General features: G+C 43.4%; 17 protein-coding genes and 2 tRNA genes. 3 read left to right on the forward strand and 16 right to left on the reverse strand.

Annotated elements, in window-relative coordinates; genetic code table 11:
- Nucleotides 1-97: 97 nt before the first annotated feature.
- From D104_RS24715 to thrS, 9 genes are all read right to left on the reverse strand, one after another.
- Nucleotides 98-173: transfer RNA gene (locus D104_RS24715), tRNA-Thr, on the reverse strand.
- A 14-nt stretch (nt 174-187) separates the two neighbouring features.
- Nucleotides 188-264, reverse strand: a tRNA-Pro gene (locus D104_RS24720).
- 279 nt (nt 265-543) lie between these two features.
- Nucleotides 544-840 carry an integration host factor subunit alpha gene (locus D104_RS24725; RefSeq protein WP_024023330.1) on the reverse strand — a complete coding sequence of 99 codons (297 nt, stop codon included), beginning with the start codon at nt 838-840 and terminating at the stop codon, nt 544-546.
- A 4-nt stretch (nt 841-844) separates the two neighbouring features.
- On the reverse strand, nt 845-3,229 hold the full coding sequence (pheT, locus tag D104_RS24730) for a phenylalanine--tRNA ligase subunit beta (RefSeq protein ID WP_024023331.1): 2,385 nt from the start codon (nt 3,227-3,229) through the stop codon (nt 845-847).
- A gap of 22 nt (nt 3,230-3,251) precedes the next feature.
- Nucleotides 3,252-4,247, reverse strand: coding sequence for a phenylalanine--tRNA ligase subunit alpha (pheS, locus tag D104_RS24735; protein ID WP_024023332.1), 996 nt, complete (start codon nt 4,245-4,247; stop codon nt 3,252-3,254).
- Between the two features lie 129 nt (nt 4,248-4,376).
- On the reverse strand, nt 4,377-4,733 hold the full coding sequence (gene rplT, locus D104_RS24740) for a 50S ribosomal protein L20 (protein ID WP_024023333.1): 357 nt from the start codon (nt 4,731-4,733) through the stop codon (nt 4,377-4,379).
- A 47-nt stretch (nt 4,734-4,780) separates the two neighbouring features.
- A complete protein-coding gene (rpmI, locus tag D104_RS24745; RefSeq protein WP_012070284.1) occupies nt 4,781-4,975 on the reverse strand; it encodes a 50S ribosomal protein L35 in 195 nt (64 codons plus the stop codon).
- Nucleotides 4,976-5,066: 91 nt separating this feature from the next.
- Nucleotides 5,067-5,600, reverse strand: coding sequence for a translation initiation factor IF-3 (gene infC, locus D104_RS24750; RefSeq protein WP_024023334.1), 534 nt, complete (start codon nt 5,598-5,600; stop codon nt 5,067-5,069).
- 8 nt (nt 5,601-5,608) lie between these two features.
- Nucleotides 5,609-7,546, reverse strand: coding sequence for a threonine--tRNA ligase (gene thrS, locus D104_RS24755; RefSeq protein ID WP_024023335.1), 1,938 nt, complete (start codon nt 7,544-7,546; stop codon nt 5,609-5,611).
- Nucleotides 7,547-7,783: 237 nt separating this feature from the next.
- Between thrS and D104_RS24760 the strand changes: the two genes are divergently transcribed.
- Nucleotides 7,784-8,410: an O-methyltransferase gene (locus D104_RS24760; RefSeq protein ID WP_031214610.1), complete on the forward strand. Its 627-nt coding sequence runs from the start codon at nt 7,784-7,786 to the stop codon at nt 8,408-8,410.
- Between the two features lie 94 nt (nt 8,411-8,504).
- Complete coding sequence (locus D104_RS24765; protein WP_024023337.1) at nt 8,505-9,206, forward strand: GIY-YIG nuclease family protein; 702 nt, start codon at nt 8,505-8,507, stop codon at nt 9,204-9,206.
- Nucleotides 9,207-9,275: 69 nt separating this feature from the next.
- On the opposite strand, the gene D104_RS24770 is transcribed toward D104_RS24765, so the two are convergent.
- The 4 genes from D104_RS24770 to ppiC form a co-directional block, all read right to left on the reverse strand.
- Nucleotides 9,276-10,622, reverse strand: coding sequence for a class II 3-deoxy-7-phosphoheptulonate synthase (locus D104_RS24770; protein WP_024023338.1), 1,347 nt, complete (start codon nt 10,620-10,622; stop codon nt 9,276-9,278).
- A 41-nt stretch (nt 10,623-10,663) separates the two neighbouring features.
- On the reverse strand, nt 10,664-11,275 hold the full coding sequence (locus D104_RS24775; protein WP_024023339.1) for a helix-turn-helix domain-containing protein: 612 nt from the start codon (nt 11,273-11,275) through the stop codon (nt 10,664-10,666).
- 65 nt (nt 11,276-11,340) lie between these two features.
- Nucleotides 11,341-11,769: a TIGR01244 family sulfur transferase gene (locus D104_RS24780; protein ID WP_024023340.1), complete on the reverse strand. Its 429-nt coding sequence runs from the start codon at nt 11,767-11,769 to the stop codon at nt 11,341-11,343.
- Between the two features lie 22 nt (nt 11,770-11,791).
- Nucleotides 11,792-12,070, reverse strand: coding sequence for a peptidylprolyl isomerase PpiC (gene ppiC / locus D104_RS24785; protein WP_024023341.1), 279 nt, complete (start codon nt 12,068-12,070; stop codon nt 11,792-11,794).
- 138 nt (nt 12,071-12,208) lie between these two features.
- On the opposite strand from ppiC, the gene D104_RS24790 reads away from it, so the two are divergent.
- The gene (locus D104_RS24790; RefSeq protein WP_024023342.1) at nt 12,209-13,006 is read left to right on the forward strand and encodes a response regulator; all 798 of its coding nucleotides are present in this window, start codon (nt 12,209-12,211) and stop codon (nt 13,004-13,006) included.
- Nucleotides 13,007-13,058: 52 nt separating this feature from the next.
- Here D104_RS24790 and mutT read toward each other — a convergent pair whose 3' ends face one another.
- From mutT to secA, 3 genes are read right to left on the reverse strand one after another with little or no spacing between them, the layout of a single operon-like run.
- Nucleotides 13,059-13,445 carry an 8-oxo-dGTP diphosphatase MutT gene (gene mutT, locus D104_RS24795; RefSeq protein WP_024023343.1) on the reverse strand — a complete coding sequence of 129 codons (387 nt, stop codon included), beginning with the start codon at nt 13,443-13,445 and terminating at the stop codon, nt 13,059-13,061.
- Nucleotides 13,445-14,665 carry a bifunctional glutamate N-acetyltransferase/amino-acid acetyltransferase ArgJ gene (gene argJ, locus D104_RS24800; protein WP_024023344.1) on the reverse strand — a complete coding sequence of 407 codons (1,221 nt, stop codon included), beginning with the start codon at nt 14,663-14,665 and terminating at the stop codon, nt 13,445-13,447. The genes mutT and argJ overlap by 1 nt, the downstream gene beginning before the upstream one ends.
- A gap of 15 nt (nt 14,666-14,680) precedes the next feature.
- Nucleotides 14,681-17,389 (reverse strand): preprotein translocase subunit SecA, encoded by a 2,709-nt coding sequence (secA, locus tag D104_RS24805; protein ID WP_024023345.1) that lies wholly within the window; start codon nt 17,387-17,389, stop codon nt 14,681-14,683.
- Nucleotides 17,390-17,484: the final 95 nt, after the last annotated feature.

Below are 17,484 nucleotides of genomic sequence, written 5' to 3' on the forward strand. Positions count from 1 at the left end.
GATGCTCTACCAACTGAGCTATAGCGGCAAAATAAAAACAAAATCTTTTTTTATTTCTAATCTTTATATCTAAAGATAAGAAACTTTGACCAAAAAATGGTGCCGCCACCAAGAGTCGAACTCGGGACCCTCTGATTACAAGTCAGATGCTCTACCAACTGAGCTATAGCGGCATTTCTCAAATTTTTGGTCGGGACGGCAGGATTTGAACCTGCGACCACTAACACCCCATGCTAGTGCGCTACCAGGCTGCGCTACGCCCCGATGCAAACAGCAACACTGTCGCTGTCAGCGGGGGCGTATATTACTATAACGAATTAAAAAGGGAAGAGTTTTATAAACTTTTTTTCAATTTAATCATGCATCTAGGATTTATTAGATAAACCGCTTAAGCATTGATCTAAATATCATTCTAGTTTGTTCACCGCGCACGTAACATTGATACTTGCACACATACTGGCAAACACAATTTAAACCCTATCCAAAACAGGCAGCAACAAAAAAGCCACCCTAAAACGGATGGCTTTTTCAAAAACAAAAACACTACTCTTGCATATAATCTTCTACTTTTGACTTGAGCTTTTGCCCTGGTCGAAAAGTAACGACGGTACGCGCAGTAATTGGTATCTCTTCACCTGTCTTAGGATTTCGACCTGGGCGCTGACTCTTTTCACGCACTTCAAAATTACCAAAGCCTGACAACTTCACCTGCTGCCGCTCTATCAATGAATTGCGCACGACATCAAAAAAACCTTCAACTAAATCTTTTGAGTCTTTTTTACTCAGACCGATTGAATCCACTAAATTTTCAGCCAAGTCTGCTTTTGTCAACGATCCCATAAATCTACCCCCTTACAACGGCTCCTAACTGCTCAGACAACGCCGTAACAGTTTGCTCGACAGAGTTGTTCACTTCTTCATCACTAAGAGTGTGTGAAGGATGCTGCCACGTCAAGCCCAAAGCGACACTTTTTTTCGTATCATCAATACCTTGCCCTTGATACACATCAAAAACCAAGACACCTTTGAACGCATCACCTGCAACTTCAGAAATCACTTTTTCCAGCGAACTAACCGGTACAGAGCGATCAACCAACAACGCCAAATCACGACGAACCTCAGGAAAACGAGAAACCGCCTTATACTCCGGAAGCGTCGCATTTAACACCGCATTCAATGCGATATCAAAAACATAGATAGGTTGATTAGCGCCCAACACTTTAGACAACTGCGGATGAAGCTCACCCATCAGACCAACAAACACGCCATCCAGGTAAATATCTGCGGAACGCCCAGGATGAAGGAACTCACAACGAGATCGCTCATAAGTTGGCTGCCCACCATCATTTAGCGCAAACAATGCCTCCACATGAGCCTTTAAGTCATAAAAATCGACTTTTTCTGCGTTATGGTACCAAGCTTCTGAATCACGACTCCCCGCAATCAAACCTGAAATCTGCTCTTGCTGATCCAAGTCTGCTAAAGCTTCAACAGAACCAATAAAGCGACGACCCGTTTCAAACAAACGAACGCGTGATTGCTGACGATTCTGGTTGTACAAATAAGCCTTAACAAGTCCTGGCAATAGACTTGGACGCATCACACCCATATCAGCAGAAATAGGATTTGCTAATGGCACAGGCTCAATATTCGGTAAAAACTGCTTACTCAAATTAGGGTCAATGAAGCTATAAGTAACCGCCTCTTGGTAACCCTGTGACACCAAGGTTGAACGCAAAGCCTGAATGGCCACCTTACCCTCAGATAATGGCGTAAAATTCACCGCAGCCTGAGGCATAGAGGAAGGCAGGTTGTCATAACCGTAGATGCGAGCTACTTCCTCAATTAAATCTGCCTCTATCGCAATATCAAAACGATGAGAGGGTGATTTCGCCACCCAAACCTCATCAGTGACGTCGAGCATCTCTAAACCAAGACGTGTCAAAATATCGGTTACTAGGTCTTTATCGATAGACAAAGCCAAGTATTGATCTAGCTTTTTGCGGCGCAGCGTTACTACAGCAGCTTCAGGCAAAAAGGCGTCATGCACAGCGTGCGTAACTGGGCCAGCCTGGCCGCCAGCAATACTTAGCAGAAGCGCTGTTGCGCGCTCAATGGCTTTCTCTTGAAGCGTAGCATCCACACCACGCTCATAACGATGAGACGCATCCGTGTGCAAACCATATGAACGAGCCTTACCCGCCAATGCAAGTGGCGCAAAAAAAGCACTTTCTAGGAAGATATCTTGAGTTTCAGCATTTACCCCTGACCCTTCACCACCCATTACACCCGCAATGGCCAATGGCGCCTTATCGTCAGCGATAAGCAGCGTGTCTTCACGAAGTGCAATCTTCTGCCCATCCAACAAGACAATTTTTTCGCCCTCAGTCGCCATGCGCACAACAATAGAGCCAGACAAATTCGCCAAATCAAACGCGTGCATTGGTTGACCCAATTCGATCATCACATAATTGGTGATATCTACAATTGGATCGATAGAACGTATACCACTGCGACGAAGCTTTTCAACCATCCACAATGGAGATTGCGCCTTGACATTTACACCGCGAATCACACGACCAAGATAGCGAGAACAAGCCTCCCCCGCATCGACACGGACCGGAAAAACATCATCAATCGAAGCAATCGAAGCCACAATATCTACTGGCGTAACATCTGTCTTATTCAACACGCCCACTTCACGCGCCAAACCCGCCAAACTCAAACAATCACTACGGTTTGGCGTTAGATCGACATCAATAATGCTGTCATCAAGATCCAAAAAGGCACGAAAATTTTCACCGACCTTCGCGATAGAAGGCAATTCCATGATGCCATCATGGTCATCACTTAAACCTAATTCAGACGCTGAACAAAGCATTCCAAAAGATTCAACCTGGCGTAACTTAGCCTTTTTGATTTTGAAATCCGCGCCTAGCAGGGCCCCTATTTTTGCAAATGGAATCTTAATGCCTGGACGCGCATTCGGTGCACCACAAACTACCTGAAAGACATCTGAACCATCAGACACCTGACAAACTTGAAGCTTATCCGCATTTGGATGAGGCTCAGCACTTACAATCTCACCAACCACCACACCGGAAAATTCAGACGCAACCGGCAAAACCTCATCAACTTCAAGGCCAGCCATCGTTATTTGAGCAACCAAGTCGTCACTACTAATATCTGGATTGACCCATTCTCTTAGCCAATTCTCACTAATTTTCATAAAAACACCCTAGGTCGACTGGTTACTTGAATTGCTTAAGGAAACGCAAATCGTTTTCGAAAAACATACGAAGATCGTCTACTTTGTAACGCAACATAGCAAAACGCTCAACGCCCATACCAAATGCAAATCCAGTGTACTTCTCAGAGTCGATACCAGACATCTCAAGCACTTTTGGATGCACCATGCCACAACCCAACACCTCTAACCAAGACTCTTCACCTTTACTATTCGTACGCATAATATCAACTTCGATAGAAGGCTCAGTGAACGGAAAGTAACTTGGGCGAAAGCGCACTTTTAAATCATCTTCAAAAAAGACATTTAAAAATTGCTGCAAAATACCCTTTAGATCGGCAAAAGATATATTTTCATCGATCAACAAACCCTCTACCTGATGAAACATAGGTGTATGCGTTTGATCCGAATCACAGCGATAAACACGACCCGGACAAATAATACGAATCGGCGGTTGTGTTTGCTCCATTGTCCGTACTTGAACAGGTGATGTATGCGTTCTCAGTACGGTTGTTGGATTGAAGTAGAACGTATCCTGCATTGCACGAGCGGGATGGTGTGCAGGAATATTTAAGGCTTCAAAATTGTGGTAGTCATCTTCAATTTCTGGCCCTGCAGCCACATCAAAGCCAATACCACGAAAAAAGGTTTCAATTCGCTCCATGGTACGAGTCACTGGGTGCAAACCACCCACTTCTTGCCCCTTACCAGAAAGAGAAATATCAATTGTTTCGGTCGCTAACTTAGCATTCAAAGCCGCGCTCGTAAGCATCGCCTTACGTTCAGTAATTTTTTCCTGAACCTGATCTTTTGCCTCATTAACCATTTGACCGAATTTCGGTCGATCCTCTGCAGAAACATTACCAAGCTGTTTCAACAAAGCAGTCAGTGCGCCCTTTTTACCCAAATAATGCACACGTACATCATCCAGTGCGGACTCACTCTCAGACGCAGCCACTGCGCTTAGCGCATCAGCAAGAATCTGCTTTAGGTTCTCCATTTACACACTCCAAAAAATAAAATAGGGGAAGAACCATTGGCTCTTCCCCTATCAAAGACTGCATTGAGTGCTTCGCTCTATTAAGATCAAATCTTTCAAGATCGAATCACCCTAAGGCTACGTCAGAAATTAAGCCAAGCTTGCTTTCGCTTTTTCAACGATAGCAGCAAAAACTTCTTTCTCGTACACAGCTAGGTCAGCCAAAACCTTACGGTCAATTTCAATTGCTGCTTTTTTCAAGCCAGCAATGAAACGGCTGTAAGAAAGACCATTGATACGTGCAGCAGCGTTAATACGAGCAATCCACAAAGCGCGGAATTGACGTTTACGCTGGCGACGGTCACGGTACTGATACTGACCAGCTTTGATAACAGCTTGTTTAGCTACACGAAATACACGGCTACGTGCACCGTAGTAACCTTTAGCTTGCTTTAAAATCTTCTTGTGACGGCGACGAGCCTGAACACCACGTTTTACGCGAGGCATAATATAAACCTTATACTAATAAATTAATGAACTAAAAAAATCGAGACTTAGATGTATGGCAACATGCGTACAATTAACGCTTTGTCGCTTTGCGCAATCTGGTTCATAGAACGAAGATGACGCTTACGCTTAGTCGATTTCTTAGTCAAAATATGACTAGTATGAGACTGCTTATGCTTAAAACCATTCGCGGTACGTTTGAAGCGCTTAGCTGCGCCACTGTGTGACTTAATTTTGGACATGATAAAACCACTCTCGCATTCGTTAATGTTAGTGTAATTTCTTAATGAAGTGACTTTTAAGACAGCGCCTTTAAAGCCACCCTATTTAAAATTACTTCTTCTTTTTGGGGCCTAGCACCATCGTCAATTGACGACCTTCCATTTTCGCGGCTTGCTCTACTGCACCATATTCCTCTAAGTCTAAAGCGACTCGATTCATAAGCTGCATGCCAAGCTCCTGATGGGCCATTTCACGACCACGGTATCGCAATGACACCTTGGCCTTATCCCCGCCTTCAAGGAAACGTATCAGGTTGCGGAGTTTTACCTGATAATCCCCTTCCTCCGTCCCTGGACGGAATTTCATTTCTTTAACCTGGATCTGCTTCGCATTTTTCTTCTGAGCCGCTTTCGCTTTCTTAAGCTCAAAAATGTGCTTACCGTAGTCCATGATTTTGCAAACAATCGGATCAGAATCAGCAATTTGCACAAGGTCAAGCGTCGCATCCTGTGCTGCTTTAAGTGCCTCTTCAAGCGAGACAACGCCAACTTGTTCACCGTCTACAGCAATTAAGCGCACTTCGGTTGCTCGAATGTTCTCGTTGATTAGAGGGCGCTGCTTACTAGCTGTACGCCCACGATTCATATTACCTTTTATAGTATTATCTCCATTTCTTGTTTACGGCTACGGCGAGCAACTTCACTTCGAAGCAAATCTTCAAAATCAGAAATACTCATCACTCCAAGATCTTCACCAGCACGAGTTCGAACAGCAACCTGTTCCTGCTCGACCTCTTTATCGCCAACAACGATCATATATGGTACTCGTTGAAGAGTATGCTCGCGAATTTTAAACCCGATCTTCTCGTTTCTCAAGTCAAGTTTTGCTCTAAAGCCATTTGAATTTAATCTTTTTGCCAAATCAGAACAATAATCTGCCTGACGATCTGTAATGTTCATGATAACAACTTGTTCAGGCGCAAGCCAGACCGGAAATGCACCTTCTGTATCTTCGATCAAAATACCAATAAAACGCTCAAGTGAACCCACTATCGCTCTATGCAGCATAACAGGCGTTTGACGAGAGCCATCTTCAGACACATATTGAGCACCCAAGCGAGTCGGCATAGAAAAATCAACTTGAATAGTGCCACACTGCCAAACACGACCGATTGCATCTTTCAAAGAAAACTCTATTTTAGGCCCGTAGAAAGCCCCCTCTCCTGGTAACTCTTCCCAGTCAAGCCCAGCCGAATTTAATGCATCAGCCAAAGCCTTCTCAGACTTATCCCAAACCTCATCGGAACCTACACGCTGTTCAGGGCGAGTAGATAAGCGATAAATAATATTATCAAAACCGAAGTCAGCATAAACCTCATGCAACAGGTCGATAAATTCAGACACTTCTTGCTGAATCTGACCTTCTGTTACAAAGATATGACCATCATCCTGTACGAAATTACGTACGCGCATAATACCATGCAACGCACCTGATGGTTCATTTCGGTGACAAGAACCGAATTCAGCCATACGAAACGGCAAATCGCGGTAACTTTTTAAGCCTTGATTGTACACCTGGATATGGCAAGGGCAGTTCATCGGCTTAACTGCGTAATCACGATTTTCAGAATGCGTTGTAAACATATTCTCGTGATATTTACCCCAGTGCCCAGATTTCTCCCAAAGCACACGATCGACAATTTGCGGCGTCTTAACTTCTTGATAATTATTATCAAGCTGCTTTTGTCGCATATATTGCTCTACAGCCTGATACAAACGCCATCCTTTAGGATGCCAAAACACCATACCTGGCGCTTCTTCTTGCACATGGAATAGATCTAACTTTTTACCCAGCTTACGATGATCGCGCTTTTCAGCCTCTTCTATACGTGTCAAATAACCTTTCAGTTCTTTTTTATCATTCCAAGCCGTGCCGTAAATGCGCTGCAGCATTTCATTATTTGAGTCACCACGCCAATAAGCACCCGCCAATTTTGTTAGCTTAAAGTGGCGCAACACTCTTGTATTAGGAACGTGTGGGCCACGACACATATCTGTGTATTCTTCGTGAACATACAAACCCACTTCTTTTACCGATTCATCCATGTCATCGATTAGGGAAACTTTATACGTTTCTCCTCGATCAACAAACTGCTGGCGAGCGTCGGCAATAGGCGTCATTTTTTTAACTACGTCATAATCCGTTTTAACCAACTCACCAATGCGTTTTTCAATAGCCGCTAAATCATCTGGCGTAAAAGGACGCTCATAAGCGATATCGTAATAAAAACCTTCATCTATCACAGGACCGATGGCCATCTGTGCTGTTGGATAAAGTTGTTTAACAGCATGACCAACAAGGTGAGCAAAAGAGTGGCGAATAATCTCGACACCATCCGCGTCTTTTCCTGTAACGATACTTAATTCAGCATCATCAGAAATCAATTCACAGGCATCTACCAGTCGACCATTGATACGACCTGCCACAGTCGCCTTAGCAAGACCTGGCCCGATATCTTCGGCCACTTGCATAACAGTAACAGAGTTTGAAAAAGAACGTTGGCTGCCATCAGGCAAAGTAATTACAGGCATTTTATTCCCCTATCGGAGTCAGTGGTGCTCCATACTAAAGAGCACATGTAAATTTCAGCGCATAAAATATCATTTTTCGATAATTCATGCGAATCAAATTTAAATAACGACTTTAAGTCCGCAGAATGGTCATCCACAAAAATCAAGCCATATTTCTCACGTTCAGCCATAGACATTCTCTGCATGCAGAGTAAAATTAGCATCCGTTTCACAAAGACTTCATTGAATAAAAAACCTATGGATTTTAATAATCTTGACGACTACTGCATTGAGACAACTCAATCAGAACCAGACCTGTTAATCGAGTTGGTGGAAAAAACCTATTCGGATATGGGCTACCCAAACAAGTTATCAGGAAAAACCATTGGTCGCACCTTGAAACTTCTAGCAAAAATAGCTCAACCTAAACGAGCCCTCGAAATTGGCATGTTTACCGGCTACTCAGCTTTATCGATAGCGGAAGGCATGCAAACTGAGGGCGAGCTCATTTGCTGTGAAACCAATCCTAGAGCGATTGAATTTGCGCAGTCTTTTTTTGATCGCAGCGAACACGGCAAGAAAATCAAACCGATTTTCGGCCCCGCTCTCGATACAATACAATCCCTTGAAGGGGAATTCGACTTTGTCTTTATCGATGCTGATAAACGCAACTATCTGAACTATTATGAAGCAGTATTACCGCTTGTTAGATCCGGTGGCCTTATCATTATTGATAACTCTCTATGGCAAGGGCGAGTTCTTGACCCAAAAGAAAACAGCGACATCGCTGTCAACGAAGTCAATCGCTTAATTGCGAAAGACAAGCGAGTTGAGAACGTTCATTTGAATGTTCGTGACGGTCTCAATATCGTCGTAAAACACTAATCCCATTTCTTATAAACCCCATTCGCCTTTGGGTAACCTCAGGCGAATGGGGCTTATGTGCTATTAAAAAGATATTACGCAAGAGGCAACGATTTTGGTCGTTTTTAAAATCACAAACAACATCTCTGGGAAGCACTACATTGGTACTTCTTTTAATAGCGGCTTTCAACGATTCGAGCAATACGTTGAAGCCGCTAATGAAGGCCTAGACTTCCCTTTATACAATGACATTAGGGAGAATGGCATTGAAGCATTTGCAGTTGAAGAGCTATTTGAAACGAGCGACAAACAAGAGCTGTATGAGCTAGAAACAGATTACATCTCGATCTACAACGGTGAAAGCTTACGCGGCTATAAAATTGCACAAACAGCTGAAAAAGCAACAAACTTGAATTTAGGCAAAAAAGCACTTTTTGACGCCAACGGCGTATCGACAGCAGAACAGCCTAAAAAAACAAGAAAAGCAGCAGTAAAAAAAACCGTTGAGCTCCCAAAAAAAACACTTGAGCCAGCACCAACCGCTCAATCCTTCTTCGGCGAGCTCATCGGTGAAGAGCGATTAGATGTCCCAGCAACCGCAATACAAACTGAGACAAAAAAAGCGCCTGCACGCACAAAAAGTAAAGCCAGCATTCAAAAAATGCTAAATGAAGCCGAAAGAGTTTCAAAAAAAGAACGTGAAGACAAATTGAAGTCCCAACAACAAGCCGAGGCCGAAGAAATGGCCCTTATCATGGCAAAAATTGATGTGACCTCAAAATCTGCAACTTCAGCGTTTCGCCGTAAAAAAGCCTAATCTAAAAACACAAAAAAGCCCAGTTAATAAAAATTAACTGGGCTTTTTTAATGCCTATAAAAAGGAAATCTACATCCTTGCCTTTTTAAGCGTTTCTGAAATCATGAACGCCAACTCTAAAGATTGATCCGCATTTAAACGAGGATCACAATGCGTATGGTAGCGGTCTGCTAGATCCGCCTCTGTCACCTCAAAGGCACCACCCACACACTCCGTTACATTTTGACCCGTCATTTCAAAATGCACACCGCCAGCATAAGTCCCTTCTGCATTATGAACTTGGAAAAATTGTTGGACCTCTTTAAGCACATCGTCGACACGGCGAGTTTTATAGCCCGTTGACGCCTTAACAGTATTTCCGTGCATTGGATCACTACTCCAAACGACATGCTTACCTTCTTTCTGAATCGCCTGAATAAGCTTAGGCATACCATCCTCAACCTTATCCGCGCCCATACGCACAATAACATTTAAACGACCAGGTTCATTATCTGGGTTTAGCACATCACACAAGCGCACAAGATCCTCTGGATCCATTGACGGGCCAGCCTTAACGCCAATAGGGTTCTTAACACCACGCAAAAATTCAACATGCGCCCCATCAAGCTGGCGAGTGCGGTCACCAATCCAAAGCATGTGCGCCGAACAATCGTACCAATCCCCTGTCAAACTATCTTGACGCGTTAAAGCTTGCTCATATGGCAATAACAAAGCTTCATGAGAAGTATAAAAATCTGTTTCCTTCAATTGCTCCAAGCCAGGACCAATACCGCACGCTTCCATAAACTGCAAAGCATCATCAATTTTTCCAGCAACACCCTGAAAACGATCACCCGCTGGACTGGAGTTTAAAAAATCCAAATTCCATTGGTGGACTTGATGCAAGTCCGCAAAGCCACCCTGAGCAAATGCCCTTAGTAAATTCATGGTAGAAGCACTTTGATTATACACCTGCACTAAACGATCAGGATCAGGCACCCTAGCTTTTTCAGTAAACTCAATGCCATTAATAATATCGCCGCGATAACTCGGCAACTCAATACCATTTATAATTTCCGAACCAGCAGATCTAGGCTTGGCAAACTGCCCCGCCATACGACCGACTTTCACTACAGGACACTTACCCGCATAGGTAAGCACCACGGCCATTTGCAACATAACCTTAAATGTATCTCGGATATTATTCGCATGGAATTCCGCAAAACTTTCAGCGCAATCACCACCCTGAAGCAAAAATGACTGCCCATTCGCCACTTGAGCCAATGCCCCCTTAAGCTGACGAGCCTCTCCAGCAAAAACCAGAGGAGGCATTTTTCCTAATGTACTCTCTACTTGAGCCAGATGCCTCGCATCAGGATAAATCGGCTGCTGTAGCGCCGTTTTTTCTCTCCAGCTTGTCGGTTCCCACTGCTTCATATCTTTTACAACCTTTTAAACTCATCGTTTTTAACTATTAATTAACGAGCAACAACCCAGAGTATCTCTGCATCTTTTACAGACAAAGAAACCACCGCGTGCCCCATAGTGGCATCATAATACACACTATCACCCTCTTTTAACTCAACCGGCTCATAAAGCTCTGTGAAAAAGCTAACCTTACCTTGTAAAACCAACAAAAACTCCTCACCGTCATGGCGAACCCACTCTTTAAATTCACCAAAAGACCGCGCCCTAACTTTCGTTTTAAAGGGCACCATTTTTTTACGACTAATAGAATAATTTAACAGCTCGTGCTCGTAAGTCGCGGTTGGGTGTGGCTCCCCCTTCCCTTTACGAGTAATATCCCTGCGACCAGCAATGGAATGCTCGCTCGCCTCTACAAACAACTGAGGCAAATCCATTTCAAGCCCATTAATCAGTTTCTGAACAATGGTAAAGCTGGGCGAGACTTGATCATTTTCAATTTTTGATAGCGTCGAGCGCGCAATCCCTGTTCTTTTCCCAACCTCCTCAAGCGTCCAACCTTTAGCAAGGCGAATCTCTTTTACTCGTTTACCAAGCTCCAACGGCTCAACAAAACGGTCAGGATCTGACGCTGTGGCTGTTTCTAATGACGGACGACTAACCATACTTCCTCAACACATCTTCTATGAAAGAATAACCCTAAAACAAACAACAAGAGAGCCAAAAAACATCAAACCTTTAGCAATGGCGCCATCGCCACAGCACAGCGAGACAAATCAAAGCCCTTCTCTGCAACCTGCGAAAACAAACGGCTGTACTCTTTGCCATTTTCGCCGCGCAACAAAACCCACAAAACAGAAGAGCGCGTTCCAGTACGACAAAAAGCCAATGTTTTTTTATTGTCGGTCAACGCCGCCAATTGTAGATCCACATGACCTTGGGACAATACTGCCAAATCAATCGGGTTACTCACATACTCTATCCCCAACGCTTCAGCGGCTAAACGAACATCTTCACCCGCAGGCTGATCCTCAGACTCACCCTCAGGTCGATTATTGATAACCCTTTCGACCCCCTGCACCTTAAGCGCAGCAAGATCCTCTTTCGCAATCTGCGAAGCGACAAAATAACAATCATCAAGTTGAACTGGATTAATCATTTAAATTTACCCTTTTAAAACATTAAGAACGATATAGCACTTTAATAAGGTGAAAACCAAATTGCGTTTTTATCGGCCCCTGAACTTTATATAAAGGACAATTAAAAACAACCTTATCAAAAGCAGGCACCATATCGCCCTTACGAAATTCCCCAAGATCTCCACCTTTCTTTCCGGATGGGCATGTAGAAAATTGTTTCGCTAACTTATGAAAATCCGCCCCTTTATCCAGCTTCACTTTTAAAGATTCTGCTTCCGCCTTTGTTTTTACCAAAATATGACACGCACTTACCGTCGCCATTTCAACTCCCATCACATAAATACACTAGATAAAACATGTTAACCTATTTAGTATTATAGAATTAACTAAAAGCAATTATTAAACTTAAAATAATATTGGCGCAAAGCAGTATCAACACTAACAATAGGCGACCTTAACATGAGCACTTACGCAGCAATTGGCGATCTTTCTTTTCTCCTAGTTGAACCTTCAGACACACAGAAAAAAATCATCTCTAAAGCGCTTGAGGACGCAGGAATCAAACAAATCGAATACGCCAATAACATTGAAGAAACCATTGTCTCTTTGTCATCCTTTCCACCCGATCTTGTTATTTCTTCAATGTATCTTCCCGACGGATCCGCCAACGACTTAATTGATCGAATTCGCTCAAACACAGAAACTGAAAACCAGTGTTTTATGCTTATTTCTAGCGAGCGAAACCGCGAACAACTTGAACACCTAAGACAATCGGGCGTACTTGCCATACTGCCAAAACCCTTCGATCAAAAAGATCTTAGGCGCGCCATTCACGCCACCCTAGACCTAATTGTTGAAGATGAAATTGACTTAGAAATGTTTGACCCTAGAACGCTTCGAGTTCTTGTCACTGACGACAGCAAAATGGCCAGAAAACATGTCAGTAAAACCTTGAATACAATGGGAATAGAAGACATTCAATTCGCAGAAAATGGAAAAGAAGCCATTGAATTACTCAACGAACACGAGTTCGACCTGATTGTTACCGACTACAACATGCCTGAAATGGACGGAAGAGAACTCGCCGAAGCAGTACGGTTAGACCCAGCCTTGGCTCACATTCCTATATTGATGGTTAGCTCAAATGCTGAAGATAGCCAGCTATCTAACATTGCACAAGAAGGCGTCGATGCTATTTGCGGCAAGCCATTTGAACCCAGTGTCGTTAGACAACTACTGGCCCAAATATTGAATTAAAAATAAAAAAAAGAGCTTCATGAGAAGCTCTTTTTTCAGATAAGCACAAATACTATAAAGCAGAAATAAGCGCATCAACAATCGGCACATTAGCCTCAGGAAACGCATAATCAGGCAAATCTACAACAGACACCCAACGCACCTCCTGCCCTTCTTTACCTATTGGCTCACCCGTAAAACCAGTGACTTTATAAAAAAGCAACTCAACTACTTTGTCACCATAATCATGAGAAACTGTTTTAAAGTAATGATTCTCTGTGACTTGAATAGCACACTCTTCTTCCAACTCTCTTAATAGGGCCACTTCTGGCTCCTCAGAAAGCTCACACTTGCCACCCGGAAATTCCCACAACCCACCTTGATGCTGGCTGGATTTACGGAGAGCAATAAAAACAGCGCCATCTCGAAGAATAATCCCCGCAGCAACTCTAACCAACATTAAGTACGATACTCTGCGTTAATAGTGACATATTCATGAGAAAAATCTGTCGTCCAAACAATATCAGACGCATCCCCCATACCTAAATCAAGAACGATATGAATCTCTTGAGGTGCCATAGCCTGCTTACCATGCTCTTCAAGGTAATCAGGAGAGCGCCCTCCATTACGAGCAATTTCAAAGCCATTAATATGTAGCTGAACCTTATCCACATCCAAACCAACAACACCAGCTCGACCAACCACCGCCAAAATTCGCCCCCAGTTTGGATCAGATGCAAACAATGCGGTTTTTACCAATGGTGAATGCGCAATCTCAAAGGCCGTCTTTGTAGCATCAGCTACTTCAGCCGCACCTACAACCTCAACTGTCACAAACTTGGTCGCGCCTTCGCCATCACGAACAATCGCATGAGCCAATTCCTGCATAACTTCCGTAAAAGCCGCAATAAAGGCTTTAGCCAATGGCTCATCGACAGAGGTAACCACCGAATTCCCAGCCACACCAGTCGCCACGGCAATACAAGAATCATTTGTAGATGTATCACTATCAACAGTAATACGGTTAAAACTTCTATTCACGACATCTTTTAAAATTGCCTGAAGAACACCAACCTCCATGGCAATGTCACTGCAAACATAACCCAACATGGTCGCCATATTTGGGCGAATCATACCAGCACCCTTTGAAATACCAGCGACAGTATAACTCCGACCTTCAAACTCAAAGGTTCGAACAGACCCTTTAGGCAAAGTGTCCGTTGTCATAATACCAACACCTGCAGCCTGCCAATTATCGCCTGACAAATTGGCAAGAGCGTTAGGAATAGCCGCAATAATTTTATCTACCGGTAAGGGCTCACCAATAACCCCCGTCGAGAAAGGCAAAATAGATTCTACTTTAACCCCCGTCTTAGCCGCCAATTCATCACAAGTCTTCATCGCTGTTTCCAGACCAGACCTGCCAGTGCCAGCATTCGCATTACCGGTATTAATTAACAAATAACGACTACCAGCCTGACCTAAATGCTTTTGACAAATACGGACAGGCGCCGCACAAAATGCATTTTGTGTGAAGACACCAGTGACAGAAGCACCCTCACAAAACTCAAAGATAACAACATCTTTTTTATTCGGTTTTTTAATACCAGCTTCCGCAACACCTATCCGAACCCCTTTTATTTCAGGGATAAGAGGAAAATCATGCAATCCTACAGCCATTTAAAAACGCTCCAATTAAATCAGACTACCGTGACACTGCTTATATTTTTTACCAGAGCCACATGGGCAAGGTTCGTTGCGACCTACCTTAGGGAACTCTTGGTCTTGAGAAGAATCAGGCTCTGAAGAAGAGTCGGCCAACGAATTCAAAGAGTCGTGCACCATACTAACCTTCGTTTTCTCTTCTTGTTTTCTACGCGCTTCTTCAATTTTTTCCGCTTCTTCAGCAGATTGAACCTTCACACGAGTAACAATCTGAACCACTTCAAATTTAATTTGCTCTAATAGCCCCTGAAATAACTCAAACGCTTCACGCTTATACTCTTGTTTAGGGTTCTTTTGAGCATAACCTCGCAGATGAATTCCCTGTCTAAGCATGTCCATTGTTTGGAGATGCTCTTTCCAAAGTGTATCCAATACCTGCAACAGAACCTGCTTTTCAAACGCCCTAAAAGATTGCGGACCAGCGACCTCTTCCTTCGCTTTATAGTCATCAACAAAACTGTCTAGTATTTTTTGACGCAACGGCTCTTCATACAGTTTTTTATCTTCTTCAATCCATTGAGACACAGGAATCGCAAGACCAAACTCATTAAGAGCTTTCTCTTCCAAACCCTCCAGATCCCACATATCAAAAATACTTTGCGGAGGTATAAACTCGTCCACAAGACCCGAAACGACTTCCTCTCTCATCGCCGAAATCGCTTCCGACAAATCATCAGAGACCATCATTTCAAAGCGCTGACGATAAATAACCTGACGCTGATCGTTTGCTACATCATCGTACTCAAGTAACTGTTTGCGAATATCAAAGTTGCGACCTTCAACTTTACGCTGTGCTTTCTCAATCGCATTTGAAACCATCTTATGCTCGATAGCTTCTCCCTTCTCCATTCCAAGCGCCATCATCATTTTTTTAATGCGATCAGACATAAAGATGCGCATTAAGTTATCTTCTAGTGACAGGTAAAAACGAGATGAACCAACATCACCCTGACGACCTGCTCGACCGCGTAATTGGTTATCAATACGGCGCGATTCATGGCGCTCAGTGCCAATAATATGCAATCCACCCGCCGCCAAAACGGATTCATTACGCAAAGCCCAATCGACTTTTAATGCATCAATACTTTCCTGACTAGCCCCCTCACCAAGCTGAGCCAACTCAACTTGCAAGTTACCACCCAAAACAATATCTGTACCACGACCTGCCATATTGGTCGCAATGGTTACTGCGCCAGGTCGACCCGCATCCGCAACAATTTGAGCCTCGCGCTCATGCTGCTTCGCATTAAGGACATTATGCTTAACGTCTTTTTTGATAAGGTAGTTTGATAGCAGCTCAGAATACTCAATAGATGCCGTGCCAACCAAAACCGGACGCCCCTGCTTTACAATGTCTTCGATGTCCAACACGATGGCTTCAAATTTGTCTTCTGTAGACATGTAGATTAAGTCATTGAAGTCTTTACGCTGCACTTGACGGTTAGTCGGAATAACAATAACCGTAAGACCATAAATCTGTTGAAACTCAAAAGCTTCTGTATCCGCCGTCCCAGTCATACCAGATAATTTATCATAAAGACGGAAGTAGTTCTGGAAGGTAGTAGAGGCCAAAGTCTGACTTTCAGCCTGTATTGTCACACCTTCTTTTGCTTCTACCGCTTGATGGATACCTTCTGACCAACGACGCCCAGCCATAGTTCGACCAGTATGCTCGTCCACAATAACAATCTGATCGCCCTGAATAACGTAATCAATGTCTTTTTTGAAAATCACGTGCGCTTTTAAGCAAGCATGAACGTGGTGCAGCAAAGAAAGATTACCCGCTGCATAAAGACTCTCACCTTCACCCAACAAGTCCTGCTCTACCAGCCAATTTTCAACAAAAGAGTGTCCATCTTCGGTCAACTCAATACTGCGCTGAGATTCATCAAAAGTGTAATGTCCTTCAGACTCTTCACCTTCTGAACTCACTTGCTTAACTAAAAGCGGCGCCAGCAAATTAATTTTTCGATACTGCTCAGAACTGTCTTCAACAGCACCAGATATAATAAGAGGCGTTCTGGCTTCATCGATCAGGATAGAGTCAACCTCATCCACCACTGAAAAATTCAGGTCACGCTGAACACGATCTTCTAAGCGAAAGACCATATTGTCACGAAGATAATCAAAACCAAATTCGTTGTTGGTTCCATAAGTGATATCACACAAATAGGACGCTTTCTTTTCATCTCGCTCTTGGCCTGAAAAAACAACACCAACACTCATATCTAGGAATTCATAGAGAGGCCGCATCCAGTTAGCATCACGCTTAGCAAGATAATCATTCACCGTAACAACGTGTACACCTTTTGATGACAAGGCATTCAAATATACCGCAAGTGTTGCGACTAATGTCTTACCTTCACCCGTGCGCATTTCTGCAATTTTACCTTCATTTAGCACCATGCCGCCAATGAGCTGAACGTCAAAATGACGCATTCCCATCACACGCTGGCTACCTTCACGAACAACTGCAAACGCCTCAGGTAAAATAGAATCAAGCGAAGCACCTTTGCTTATGCGATCTCTAAATTCACTGGTCTTCGCAGATAAATCATCATCCGAGAGCTTCTGGAAAGATTCTTCAAGTTGGTTTATCTGCGCAACGACTTTCTTATATCGTTTTACTTCTCGGTCATTCTTTGTGCCGACAATTTTTTTAAGTACAGTTCCTAACATCTTGAACTCAACATAGCCAATTAGTAATAAATAGAGTCTACCACGGTAATGTGTGACAAAACATGATATATCAAGGACCTAAATACAAAAAAACC

It is taken from the genome of Marinomonas profundimaris, assembly GCF_000508165.1.
In the GTDB taxonomy this organism is placed as follows: Bacteria; Pseudomonadota; Gammaproteobacteria; order Pseudomonadales; family Marinomonadaceae; genus Marinomonas; species Marinomonas profundimaris.

Coding starts and splice junctions, on each gene's coding strand:
- D104_RS24725 (WP_024023330.1), bottom strand. CDS start 840: ATGGGATCGTTGACAAAAGCAGACTTGGCTGAAAATTTAGTGGATTCA.
- pheT (WP_024023331.1), bottom strand. CDS start 3,229: ATGAAAATTAGTGAGAATTGGCTAAGAGAATGGGTCAATCCAGATATT.
- pheS (WP_024023332.1), bottom strand. CDS start 4,247: ATGGAGAACCTAAAGCAGATTCTTGCTGATGCGCTAAGCGCAGTGGCT.
- rplT (WP_024023333.1), bottom strand. CDS start 4,733: ATGCCTCGCGTAAAACGTGGTGTTCAGGCTCGTCGCCGTCACAAGAAG.
- rpmI (WP_012070284.1), bottom strand. CDS start 4,975: ATGTCCAAAATTAAGTCACACAGTGGCGCAGCTAAGCGCTTCAAACGT.
- infC (WP_024023334.1), bottom strand. CDS start 5,600: ATGAATCGTGGGCGTACAGCTAGTAAGCAGCGCCCTCTAATCAACGAG.
- thrS (WP_024023335.1), bottom strand. CDS start 7,546: ATGCCTGTAATTACTTTGCCTGATGGCAGCCAACGTTCTTTTTCAAAC.
- D104_RS24760 (WP_031214610.1), top strand. CDS start 7,784: ATGGATTTTAATAATCTTGACGACTACTGCATTGAGACAACTCAATCA.
- D104_RS24770 (WP_024023338.1), bottom strand. CDS start 10,622: ATGAAGCAGTGGGAACCGACAAGCTGGAGAGAAAAAACGGCGCTACAG.
- D104_RS24775 (WP_024023339.1), bottom strand. CDS start 11,275: ATGGTTAGTCGTCCGTCATTAGAAACAGCCACAGCGTCAGATCCTGAC.
- D104_RS24780 (WP_024023340.1), bottom strand. CDS start 11,769: ATGATTAATCCAGTTCAACTTGATGATTGTTATTTTGTCGCTTCGCAG.
- ppiC (WP_024023341.1), bottom strand. CDS start 12,070: ATGGCGACGGTAAGTGCGTGTCATATTTTGGTAAAAACAAAGGCGGAA.
- D104_RS24790 (WP_024023342.1), top strand. CDS start 12,209: ATGAGCACTTACGCAGCAATTGGCGATCTTTCTTTTCTCCTAGTTGAA.
- mutT (WP_024023343.1), bottom strand. CDS start 13,445: ATGTTGGTTAGAGTTGCTGCGGGGATTATTCTTCGAGATGGCGCTGTT.
- argJ (WP_024023344.1), bottom strand. CDS start 14,665: ATGGCTGTAGGATTGCATGATTTTCCTCTTATCCCTGAAATAAAAGGG.
- secA (WP_024023345.1), bottom strand. CDS start 17,389: ATGTTAGGAACTGTACTTAAAAAAATTGTCGGCACAAAGAATGACCGA.